The sequence below is a fragment of the Ligilactobacillus aviarius genome, assembly GCF_001654615.1.
GTDB lineage: Bacteria > Bacillota > Bacilli > Lactobacillales > Lactobacillaceae > Ligilactobacillus > Ligilactobacillus aviarius_B.
The window spans coordinates 80,439-92,023 of record NZ_LWUD01000002.1; the positions used below are offsets into that span (position 1 = coordinate 80,439).

Genomic DNA, 11,585 nt, shown 5'->3' on the forward strand with positions numbered 1-11,585 from the left:
TTGTTTTTTGTAATCCCCGGAAATCAATTAATTTGGAGGAATATTTCACAATGACCAAGTATATTTTTGTTACTGGTGGGGTTGTTTCCTCACTTGGAAAAGGTATTGTTGCAGCATCTTTAGGCCGCTTGCTTAAAAATCGTGGATTAAAGGTTACAATTCAAAAGTTTGATCCATACATCAACGTGGACCCCGGAACAATGAGTCCATACCAACACGGTGAAGTTTTCGTTACTGATGATGGAACAGAAACTGACTTGGACCTTGGCCATTATGAACGGTTCATTGATATCAACCTTAACAAATATTCAAACGTTACGACCGGGAAGGTATATTCAGAAGTTTTGAAGAAGGAACGGCGCGGTGACTATTTAGGAAAGACCGTTCAAGTTATCCCACACATTACAGACATGATCAAGGAAAAAATCTTACGTGCCGGAACGGTTACTGATTCAGACGTTGTAATTACTGAAATTGGAGGAACTGTTGGGGATATTGAATCTCTTCCATTCCTTGAAGCTTTACGTCAAATGAAGGCGGAAGTTGGCGCTGATAACGTCCTTTACATTCACACGACCCTTCTTCCATACTTGAAGGCTGCGGGTGAAATGAAGACCAAGCCAACCCAACACAGTGTAAAGGAATTACGGAGTGTCGGAATTCAACCAAATATTTTGGTTGTTCGTTCTGAAAAGCCAATTTCACAAGAAATTCGGAATAAGATTGCAAGTTTCTGTGACGTTGACCCAGAATCTGTAATTGAATCCCTTGATGTTGATACGCTTTACCAAATTCCATTGAACTTACAAGCGCAACACATGGATGATATTGTTTGCCGGAAATTGAAACTTGAAACCCCAGAAGCTGATATGACTGAATGGAAAGAATTAGTTGATCGGGTTCGGAACCTTAAGGGCCATGTCAAGATTGCATTGGTTGGAAAGTATACTCAACTTCCAGATGCATACATCTCAGTTAATGAAGCCCTCCGGCACGCGGGCTACAAGGTGAATGCCAAAGTTGACATCGATTACTTTGATGCTGAAAACCTTGATAAGGATAACGTTGCTGAAAAACTTGGCAGCTATGACGGAATTATTGTTCCTGGTGGTTACGGTTCACGGGGAATTGAAGGAATGATCCAAGCAATTCGGTATGCGCGTGAAGAAAACGTACCATTCTTAGGGGTTTGCCTTGGAATGCAAATGGCAAGTATCGAATTTGCCCGCGACGTTCTTGGAATTGAAGATGCAACAACTGGCGAAGTTAACCCAGATGCACCGCACAAGGTAATTGATTTGATGGAAGCCCAAGCTGACGTTGAAGACATGGGAAATACTCAACGGTTAGGAGCATATCCATGCAAGCTTCGTCCAGGGACAGTTGCAGCTGCTGCTTATGATAACCAGGATGTCATTCAAGAACGTCACCGTCACCGTTACGAATTCAACAATGAATATCGCGATGCATTTGAAGCTCACGGCCTTGTCTTCTCCGGAACATCACCGGATAACCGCTTAGTTGAAGTTATCGAAATTCCAGAAAACAAGTTCTTCGTTGCATCACAATACCACCCAGAATTCTTATCACGACCACAACGTCCAGAAGGCTTATATGCCGCATTCGTTAAAGCTGCTTTTGAAAATCAAAAGTAATTTTAGAAGGCGAATTGAATTAAATGTGTTATCCTTATAGTAGCAATAGATAACGGAGGCGAACTAGGGATGAAAGAAAAGAAATTAGGACACCTTGCTGAAGAAATTGTAAAGTATCAAGAAAAGTATCATTTAACAGATGCTGAATTGGCACTGACAAGTCATTTTTCAGTAGAACGAATTCATGCAATCAAGGCGGGACAAGTTGAAGTTCGTCCTGAAGAATATGAAGAATTACAGGAATTGTTGGCTGATGAGGAACCAGTTACAAGTGATGATAAACAATAGAAACTGTAATTGAGAGCGAAGAGGCTGCGACAATCATGTCCAGTCTCTTTTATTGTATTTAACGAAATTGATTGGCTTTAAAGAAAGGAAAGTAAAATGGCAAAGAGAAAACGTAAAAAGCAAAAGGTTACCCCGTCACAGGTCATTATTACGGTTTTAGCCGCGATTTTGATCGTGCTTGCCGGAGGAAGAGTTTCGGGTAAGTTGGGACGCCTTGATCTTGGAATGACGCAAAATGTCCGGGCAGGTCAAAATACCCCCAATCAAAAATTAGCATCAAGTGTATTAACAGATAGTGTTAAACAACAGCTTGGAGGTTCGATCACCTATAACGGACATGGAGCATTCATCATCAACAATAATCAAAATGATTTGAATGCGCAGATTGCAAGTGCCCCGTACGCAACGGATGAAGTTGATAACTTAGGCCGGCCGCATATTGGCAATGCGTGGTTGAATAAGACTTGCCGGCAGTACAAAAACCGTGAGCAAACCGGGAACGGCCGCACGGATTGGAAACCAGCTGGATTCCATCAATTAAGCGGATTACCGGGAGAATATAAGCATGCCTATGACCGCGGCCACTTATTAGGATATGCGTTGGTTGGCGGAATTCGCGGCTTTAACGCTTCTGAATCAAACCCGGCAAACGTTGCGACCCAAACTGCATGGGCCAACGAAGCCCGGTCAGCAGATTCAACGGGGCAAAACTATTATGAAGGCTTAGTCCGGAAAGCCCTTGATCAAAACAAGCAAGTTCGTTACCGGGTGACTGATATTTATGACGGCAATAATTTAGTTCCGGCAGGAGCGCATATTGAAGCCAAGTCGTCCGATGGATCGTTGGAATTTAACGTTTTTGTTCCGAATGTTCAAAACAATATTCGAATCAATTACGCAACGGGTTATGCGACACAAAATTAGTAATATTCTTTAAAAACGATTGAAACCCAATTAAGGATTTTGTATCATTAGAGTTGACACGTCGACTCGACGATGGTTCGGATTATAATAAATAAATTTAAAAAATTAGTGAGGATTCTTGCGATGAAAAAAATGATCGTCAAAGGAGAACAGCGCTTGCACGGCGAAGTAACGATCGGCGGTGCCAAGAACAGTACGGTTGCCTTGATTCCGGCTGCAATTTTAGCTGATACTCCGGTTAAATTTGACTCAGTTCCTGAGATTTTAGATGTCCACAATTTAATGTTGATTCTTGAAGCGATGAATGTAAAATCGCACTTTTCGCATGGACAATTAGAAATTGATCCTACTAATATCGAGAACCGCCCATTACCAGGAGATGCGATTCGCAGTTTACGGGCATCATACTATTTCATGGGCGCAATGCTTGGCCGGTTTGGCAAGGCGGTTGTTGGATTTCCTGGCGGGGATAACATTGGTCCGCGGCCGATTGACCAGCATATTAAAGGATTTAAGGCATTAGGGGCGCACGTTGAAGAGGAAGATAACGCGGTTCGGATCACGACTGGTCCTGAAGGGCTGCATGGTGCGCGGGTCTTCTTTGACATGGTGTCCGTTGGGGCAACGATCAATGTTTTGCTTGCCGCCGTTAAGGCTAAGGGAACAACGATCATGGAAAACGTTGCAAAGGAACCGGAAATCATTGATTTAGCAACTTTCTTGAACAATATGGGAGCCCACATTCGCGGTGCCGGAACGGATGAGATTCGAATCGAAGGGGTTGAGAGTTTAAAGTCGACGAATACCCACACGATTATTCCGGACCGAATCGAAGCCGGAACTTACCTTGCATTTGCCGCAGCAAATGGTGACGGGGTTTTGGTAAAGAATGTGATCACGGAACACTTGGATCCATTTATTGCTAAATTGCGTGAAATGGGCGTTACGATGGAAATTGACGAAGACAGTATTTACATTCCGGGAAATGATCGGTTGAGTCCGGTAACCGTCAAGACATCACCGTTCCCTGGATTTGCGACTGATTTACAACAACCAATCACACCTTTGTTAATGTGTGCGCAAGGAACATCCAAGATCATTGAAACGATTTATCCGAAACGAATCAAGCATATTCCTGAAATGCGACGAATGGGTGCTGATATTTCATGCGAAGATGGAGTATTTACAATTCATCGGGCAAAGAATCTTAAAGGGGCCAATGTTGATGCCGGTGAAATTCGGGCCGGCGTTGCGCTTCTTGGACTTGGTTTGATGGCTAAAGGAACAACGGTTATTAATAACGCGGATAATATTTTACGGGGTTATGACCGAATCGTTGAAAAGATGCGTGGATTATCAGTTGATATCGAGTTATTGACGGTTGCTGATAATCTTTAGAAAGTAGTAGCGAAATGGAAAAGAAAACATTGAAGAAGAGCGAACCCGAAAAAAAGCGGGTTGCAAAGGGAAAAGCATCTTCAAAGGCAAAGGAAACTAACAAGAATAAAGAAGCCAAGCAACCGGCTTCGCACGAAAACATCACCCTTGAAGATCTTGAAAAGAAGACGTTGCGGGAGATTTATGAATACGCGCGTCAGTATAAAATTCCATATTACAGTCAGATGAATAAAAAAGAGCTTGCGATGGCAGTTGTCCGGGCGCAAGCTGAAAAACAAGGATACTTCTTTATGAATGGGGTCCTTGAGATCATTTCCCATGATTCATATGGCTTTTTGCGGCCAATCAACTATGGCCCGTCGCAAGAAGATATTTACGTTTCGGCAAGTCAGATCAGCTTATTTGGATTGCGAAACGGTGATCGGGTCGCGGGATTAGCCCGGCCACCACGGCATGGGGAGCAAAACTACGGCATGATGCGGATCGACTCGGTCAATGGCAAGGCTCCGCAAGAAGCTAAGAACCGACCGCACTTTCCAGCGTTGACGCCGATTTATCCGGATAAACAGATCAAATTAGAAACAACTTCGAAGAACATTTCGACGCGGGTGATCGATCTGTTTGCCCCGATTGGATTCGGTCAACGGGGATTGATCGTTGCGCCGCCCAATGCGGGGAAAACGAGTTTATTAAAGGCGATCGCTGGCGGGATTTCGGCTAACTATCCGGATGCTAAGCTGATGCTTCTATTAATTGATGAACGTCCGGAAGAAGTTACGGATCTAGAGCGAACAGTTGATGGTGAAGTGATTTATTCAACGTTTGATCAACGCCCGGAAAATCATGTGCGCGTTGCTGAACTTGTTTTGGAACGGGCAATGCGGCTTGTCGAAGATAAACAAGACGTTGTAATTTTGCTTGATTCGCTTACCCGGCTTGCCCGGGCATACAACCTGGTTGAAACTCCAAGCGGACGGACGTTGTCTGGTGGGGTTGATCCAGCAGCCTTGTACAAACCGAAGAAATTCTTCGGGGCAGCTCGCAACGTTGAAGAAGGCGGCAGTTTAACGATTCTTGCAACGGCTTTGGTTGATACCGGCAGTCGAATGGATGACGTGATCTATGAAGAATTTAAGGGAACCGGCAACCAAGAATTGCAATTGAGTCGGACCCTAGCTGAACGGCGAATTTATCCGGCAATTGACCTGGATAAATCAGTTACCCGGCGGGAAGATCTGCTGCTGAGTGACGATATCCGGAACGCAATTTGGAAGTTGCGGCGGAAGCTGATGACAAACGACTTGACGCAAGATACAACGGAAGTTTTGAACATGCTGCGCAAGACGAAGAATAATGATGAATTTATTCAACAAATCAGTAAAATAAAGTCGGTTAAATAATTCAAAGAGTTATTGCATGAAAATTTTATTCATGATAACATGGTGTATGTTGCATGTTATATGCATAAATAACTCTGGCTCAGCAAATGGACCAGGGCAAAGGAGCGAAATTTAAATGAAACAAGGAATTCATCCAGATTACCACAAAGTTGTATTTATGGATTCATCAACAGGATACAAGTTCTTATCTGGTTCAACAGCAACATCAGATGAAACTGTTGAATGGGAAGATGGGAATACATACCCATTGATCCGTGTTGAAATCTCAAGCGACTCACACCCATTCTACACAGGTAAGCAAAAGTTTACTCAAGCAGACGGGGTTGTCGATCGTTTCAACAAGAAATACGGCTTTACAAACAAATAATTGGAATGAGAAGTTGGCGAAGGCCAGCTTCTTTTTTTCTAGGTTTTCGCCTCCAAGTGAGCTAAAATTAAGTTAAGCAATCCGGTTGAAATTGGATTGTAAATTTGATATTTTATACTTGTAAAAAGTAAGTAAATCAAATATGGGAAGGACGATTAGAATGATTAAAGAATTAACTGACCAAAACTTTGAAGCTGAAACCGCTAAGGGCGTTACATTTACAGACTTTTGGGCAACATGGTGCGGTCCTTGCCGGATGCAAAGCCCCGTTGTTGATCAATTGGCTGATGAAATGGGCGATAAGGTTCAATTTGGAAAGATGGATATCGATCAAAACCCTGGAACGGCCCAAGAATTGGGAATTATGTCAATTCCAACAATGGTCATCAAAAAAGATGGTAAAATTGTAGATACAGTTGTTGGGTATCATGATAAAACTCAACTTGAACAAATTATCAATCAATATCTTTAATTAATGAGGTGTCACAATGGCAGATAAATACGACGTAATTGTGATCGGTGCAGGCCCTGGTGGAATGACGGCTGCGCTTTACGCATCACGGGCAAACCTTAAAGTTGCAATGCTTGATCGTGGGGTATATGGCGGTCAAATGAACAACACGGCAGAGGTTGAAAACTATACCGGATTTAAATCAATTTTAGGTCCTGATTTGGCTGAGCAAATGTATCAAAGTTCAATTCAATTTGGAGCAGATTTTGTCTACGGCAACGTTGAAAAGGTGACGGTTGACGAAGACGGTATCAAGCACGTGAAGACTGACAGCGGCGAACTTGAGGCTCCGGCAATCGTAATTGCAACCGGATCACAATACCGGAAACTTGGAATTCCAGGTGAAGATGAATACAGCGGTAAGGGTGTTTCATACTGTGCAGTATGTGACGGTGCTTTCTACCGTGGAAAAAATGTGACGACGGTCGGTGGCGGTGATTCGGCCGTTGAAGAAAGTGAGTACCTTGCAAAGCTGGTTAATAACGTTAACATTGTTCACCGGCGTGATCAGTTACGGGCCCAAAAGATTTTGCAAGATCGAGCATTTGCGAATGATAAGATTGGCTTTACGTGGAATACGATCGTAACTGAAATTGTGGGTGACGGTAAGAAAGTTACCGGCGTAAAGACTCACAACAAGGAAACGAATGAAGATCGGCTAGTTCCAACCGATGGCGTATTTATTTACATTGGAAATGTTCCAATGACGGAACCATTTAAAGACCTTGGAATTACTGACGAACAAGGTTGGGTAATTACGGATGACGAAATGAAGACGAACGTTCCAGGCGTGTTTGCAGTTGGCGATGTTCGGGATAAGAAGTTGCGTCAAATCACAACCGCTGTTGGTGATGGCGGAATTGCCGGCCAAGGCGTCTTTAGTTACATCGAAAGTTTAAAAGACTAATTTGATCAGATTAAAGTGAGAATCGAACAGATTAATGTTCGGTTCTCGCTTTTTAATTTCAAAGAAATGTCGAAAAATAACTTTCGTATTTATTTGCTTATTTACAAAATAAAATTTGTGATATATATTTATTGATGTTGTTTGGTTTAAACAGTCAAAATAATGTTCGTATCTTACTAAAGGAGTGTTACTTTTGAAGGGTATTGCAAATTATTTCGAGTTTGATAAGATGCATACGAATTTTAAACGAGAATTCATTGCGGGCGTTACCACTTTCGTATCAATGGCCTACATTTTGTTTGTTAACCCGAGCGTTTTAGGTGCATCGGGAATGGATAAGGGAGCGGTCTTCACGGCAACGGCTGTTTCGGCTGCCTTTGCATGTTTAGTGATGGGATTATACGCGAAATACCCATTTGCTTCGGCTCCAAGTTTAGGGGTTAATGCATTCTTTACCTATTCAGTTTGTATCGGAATGCACATTCCGTGGCAAACCGCTTTAGCCAGCGTTTTTGTGGCATCGATCATTTTCTTATTGGTAACGGTTTTAAAACTTCGGGAAACGATCATTAATTCAATTCCTGAAGACTTGAAGTATGCAATTTCTGCCGGAATTGGCTTGTTCATCGCATTTGTAGGGTTGCAAGACGGGAAAATCATTATTGCTGACAAATCGACGTTGGTTGGTTTAGGCAACATTCACGGAGCAGTTTGGGTAACCTTGTTTGGCTTGCTTGCAACGGCTTTGTTACTGATTTTAAATGTTCCCGGGGCAATCTTTATTGGAATGGTTCTGGGGGCAATCTTTGGAATCGTAATGGGATATATTCCAATGCCGCATCACTTCATTTCGGCAATTCCAAGTTTGAAGCCAACATTCGGCGTGGCCCTTCATCATCTTGGAAGCATTAATACCGTCCAAATGTGGATCGTTGTCTTTACGTTCTTATTAGTAACATTCTTTGATACGACCGGAACATTGATTGGGTTAGCCCAACAAGGCGGTTTTATGAAGGATAATAAGTTGCCGCGTGCCGGTCGTGCCTTGATGGCCGATTCAACCGGGATGATGGTTGGGTCAGTGCTTGGGACTTCACCTGTTGGAGCTTACATTGAATCATCAGCCGGAATCGCCGTTGGTGGCCGGAGCGGATTGACCGTTGTGATTACCGGAATCCTCTTTATTTTAGGAATGTTCTTCTCGCCCCTTTTAGGCGTGGTTACTTCTCAAGTTACTGCCCCGGCATTGATTATCGTGGGAGTTTTGATGGCCCAAAACATGGCCAAGATCCACTGGAACAAGTTGGAAATTGCGATTCCTGCATTCTTGATTTTAGTTGGCATGCCGCTGACGTACAGTATTTCTGATGGGTTAGCACTAGGATTTATTGCTTATCCATTAACAATGCTGGCAGCTAAACGCGGCAAAGAAGTTCCAGCATTGATGTACATTCTTGGAATCGTCTTTGTAATTTTCATTTGGATTTTGAACCACTAGGATTTCGTGCAAAACTTGAAAAATCGGCGGGGATATGATTAAATTATCTAACTGTGAGTGAGAATGTTGCGAAGAAGGCTATTTTAAGGGCCCTTCTTGGTAAATTATGACAATAATTCACGAGGTAGATATATGTTAGAAATTGAAAAGACAGTTGATCTTGACCGCGATTTGTATAAAGATGCTGTCGCAATTCGGGAACAGGTCTTTGTTAACGAACAGGGAATCCCGATTGAAAAGGAAATGAAGGGTGAAGATGGACCGTGCTATTACGTTGGATACGTTGATGGTCATCCGGTTGCAACTGCGCGGGTTGTAAAGAAAGCGAATGAGTGGTTGATCCAACGGGTTGCGGTCGTTTCTGAAGAACGCAATAAGCATTATGGAACTGAGATGATGGCGCAGATTGAACAGGACGCGCTTGCTCAACAGGCTGAAAGATTGATTTTGCACGCTCAAGATGATGCGCAATCATTTTATACCCAGTTAGGATATCAAGTTGAAGGAGATCAGTTTGAAGAAGCTGATCTTCCCCACCATGTAATGACCAAAGATTTGTAATCTAAAATGAAAAATGATATGGTATTGGTATGCGATGAGTCGAGGAAAGCCGGCCAGAAATTTTCTGGTGTGCTGCGGCACAGACGGCTTTAAATCGAACGCGGACACCATTACTGCCGGATTGCAGGGTGGCGTTGAACTTTTAATGTGGATAAAACGTTCAACTATTTTGGATAAACAAAATACCGCAAAGTGAGGAGGTCAGACAAATGTCGGCCTCCTCTGCTGTATCGTAACTAATTTTTATTACCAAAATAAACGGAGGATCAGGAATGATTGGATTAATTGTTTTAGTAATTGTGATTGCATTGGTGATCACATACATTGTAATGTACAACGGTCTTCAACGTGCCAAAGTTAATACTGATGAAGCTTGGAGCCAAATTGATGTTCAATTGCAACGGCGGAACGATTTGATTCCAAATTTGGTTGAAACAACGAAGGGGTATGCCAAACATGAACGGGAAACCCTTGATGAAGTTGTTGGCTTACGGAACAAAATTATGCAACTTCCAGCTGACGCTCACCAAGAAAAAATGGAGATTTCAAATCAATTAACGGATGCATTAAAGTCAATTTTTGCATTGTCAGAAAATTATCCTGATTTGAAGGCCAGCCAAGAATTCTCACAACTTCAAGAAGAATTAACAAATACTGAAAATAAAATTGCCTATTCACGGCAACTCTTCAATAGTTCAGCTGCATTATATAACCAAAAATTAGTAACCTTCCCGTCAAATATGGTGGCCCACATTCACCATTTGACGAAGGTCAACTACTTGGAAACTCCAAGTGCAGCGAAGGAAGCACCAAAGGTTTCATTTTAATTTTGAAATTAGTTTGTTGAAACGGAGGTTTTAGCAAATGCTTTATCAACAAATCGCACAAAATAAACGCAAAACGATTTACGTTTTAATTGGATTTTATGTTTTAGTCGGCTTGATGGGAGCTGCTCTTGGGTACTTTTGTTACGGCCGGGCAACGATTGGAATTGCAATTGCGATTGGCGTTGGCCTTTTCTACATGATCATGACGTTGACCCAATCAACGTCGATCGTCATGAGCATGAATAATGCCCATCCGGTTACTGAAGAGCAGGCGCCGGTTTTATATCACGTTGTTCAAGACATGGCAATGGTCGGTAAAGTTCCGATGCCGAAAGTTTACATTATTGATGATCCAAGTCCCAATGCATTTGCCACCGGGCCGGATCCGCAGCATGCAGCCGTTGCCGCAACAACGGGCTTGCTTGAACGGTTGAACCGGGAAGAGCTTGAAGGGGTAATTGGCCATGAAATCAGTCATATTCGAAATTATGATATTCGGCTGCAATCAACGGCGTTAGCATTGTCATCCGCAATTTCATACCTTGCAAACTTAGGAGTGAATTCGTTCTTTTGGGGACGGGTCAACCGCGATGATGATGACAATCAGTCAGCAATTATTGCAATGATCTTTTCGATTTTAACGCTGATTTTAGGCCCGCTTGCAGCTACCCTTGCTCAAATGGCCCTTTCGCGGAACCGGGAATATCTTGCTGATGCGGGATCAGTGGAATTGACACGTAATCCGCAAGGCTTGATCGATGCCTTACGGGCAATTTCAGACAGTGAACCGATGCGGAACGCGAACACAAGCAGCGCGTCGCTTTACATTGCCGATCCGTTTAAAAAGGGTTCATGGACCCATTTATTTGATACTCATCCGCCAATCGAAAAACGAATTGAGCGGTTGGAACATATGTAAGTATGAGAAGGTGTGACAAAACAGTAAAAACGAGCGTGGTGGAAGCAGAAAAGCGAACGAATCGCAGAGCATAGATTCGGAGGTTTTCGAACTTCCACTCAGCTCGTTTGTTTTGGAACCCGATTATGCAATAGTAAAGAGACTGCGACTTATGAAGTGAACCCTAAAAGTTGGACACTTTATTAGCTAGGCAACCTGGGACTGAGTTCTGTATTGAACAGGACTCAGTCCTTTTAGTTTTACCTTAATTCTGTCGTTATTATAATACTGGATATACTGGTGAATTGCTTGAATCAATTCATCAGTATTTTTGTATTGATCTTCATAACC

At 42.7% G+C, this 11,585-nt stretch carries 13 protein-coding genes; 12 read left to right on the forward strand and 1 reads right to left on the reverse strand.

The window, feature by feature from the left end; all coding sequences use genetic code 11:
- Window positions 1-50: 50 nt before the first annotated feature.
- From A3O17_RS00545 to htpX, 12 genes are all read left to right on the forward strand, one after another.
- Window positions 51-1,655 (forward strand): CTP synthase, encoded by a 1,605-nt coding sequence (locus A3O17_RS00545; RefSeq protein ID WP_064208554.1) that lies wholly within the window; start codon window positions 51-53, stop codon window positions 1,653-1,655.
- Between the two features lie 69 nt (window positions 1,656-1,724).
- A complete protein-coding gene (locus A3O17_RS00550) occupies window positions 1,725-1,943 on the forward strand; it encodes an LBP_cg2779 family protein (protein ID WP_057826945.1) in 219 nt (72 codons plus the stop codon).
- Window positions 1,944-2,039: 96 nt separating this feature from the next.
- On the forward strand, window positions 2,040-2,867 hold the full coding sequence (locus tag A3O17_RS00555; RefSeq protein WP_064208553.1) for a DNA/RNA non-specific endonuclease: 828 nt from the start codon (window positions 2,040-2,042) through the stop codon (window positions 2,865-2,867).
- Between the two features lie 123 nt (window positions 2,868-2,990).
- Window positions 2,991-4,265 carry a UDP-N-acetylglucosamine 1-carboxyvinyltransferase gene (locus A3O17_RS00560; RefSeq protein WP_064208552.1) on the forward strand — a complete coding sequence of 425 codons (1,275 nt, stop codon included), beginning with the start codon at window positions 2,991-2,993 and terminating at the stop codon, window positions 4,263-4,265.
- Window positions 4,266-4,279: 14 nt separating this feature from the next.
- A complete protein-coding gene (gene rho, locus A3O17_RS00565) occupies window positions 4,280-5,665 on the forward strand; it encodes a transcription termination factor Rho (protein ID WP_081255594.1) in 1,386 nt (461 codons plus the stop codon).
- A 115-nt stretch (window positions 5,666-5,780) separates the two neighbouring features.
- Window positions 5,781-6,032, forward strand: coding sequence for a type B 50S ribosomal protein L31 (locus A3O17_RS00570; RefSeq protein ID WP_057826942.1), 252 nt, complete (start codon window positions 5,781-5,783; stop codon window positions 6,030-6,032).
- Window positions 6,033-6,192: 160 nt separating this feature from the next.
- Window positions 6,193-6,504, forward strand: coding sequence for a thioredoxin (gene trxA / locus A3O17_RS00575; RefSeq protein ID WP_064208551.1), 312 nt, complete (start codon window positions 6,193-6,195; stop codon window positions 6,502-6,504).
- 16 nt (window positions 6,505-6,520) lie between these two features.
- The gene (gene trxB, locus A3O17_RS00580) at window positions 6,521-7,450 is read left to right on the forward strand and encodes a thioredoxin-disulfide reductase (protein WP_064208550.1); all 930 of its coding nucleotides are present in this window, start codon (window positions 6,521-6,523) and stop codon (window positions 7,448-7,450) included.
- Window positions 7,451-7,643: 193 nt separating this feature from the next.
- Window positions 7,644-8,948 carry an NCS2 family permease gene (locus A3O17_RS00585; RefSeq protein WP_318529077.1) on the forward strand — a complete coding sequence of 435 codons (1,305 nt, stop codon included), beginning with the start codon at window positions 7,644-7,646 and terminating at the stop codon, window positions 8,946-8,948.
- A 132-nt stretch (window positions 8,949-9,080) separates the two neighbouring features.
- Window positions 9,081-9,509 carry a GNAT family N-acetyltransferase gene (locus tag A3O17_RS00590; protein WP_064208549.1) on the forward strand — a complete coding sequence of 143 codons (429 nt, stop codon included), beginning with the start codon at window positions 9,081-9,083 and terminating at the stop codon, window positions 9,507-9,509.
- 272 nt (window positions 9,510-9,781) lie between these two features.
- Window positions 9,782-10,336, forward strand: a complete 555-nt coding sequence (locus tag A3O17_RS00595) for a LemA family protein (RefSeq protein WP_064208548.1) — start codon at window positions 9,782-9,784, stop codon at window positions 10,334-10,336.
- Window positions 10,337-10,373: 37 nt separating this feature from the next.
- Entirely contained in the window at window positions 10,374-11,255 is an 882-nt protein-coding gene (gene htpX / locus A3O17_RS00600) for a zinc metalloprotease HtpX (RefSeq protein ID WP_057826936.1), read from the forward strand.
- 186 nt (window positions 11,256-11,441) lie between these two features.
- Here the strand turns inward: htpX and A3O17_RS07740 are convergent.
- Window positions 11,442-11,585: IS3 family transposase (locus tag A3O17_RS07740; RefSeq protein ID WP_155729645.1), on the reverse strand; the 144-nt coding region annotated here is incomplete at its 5' end.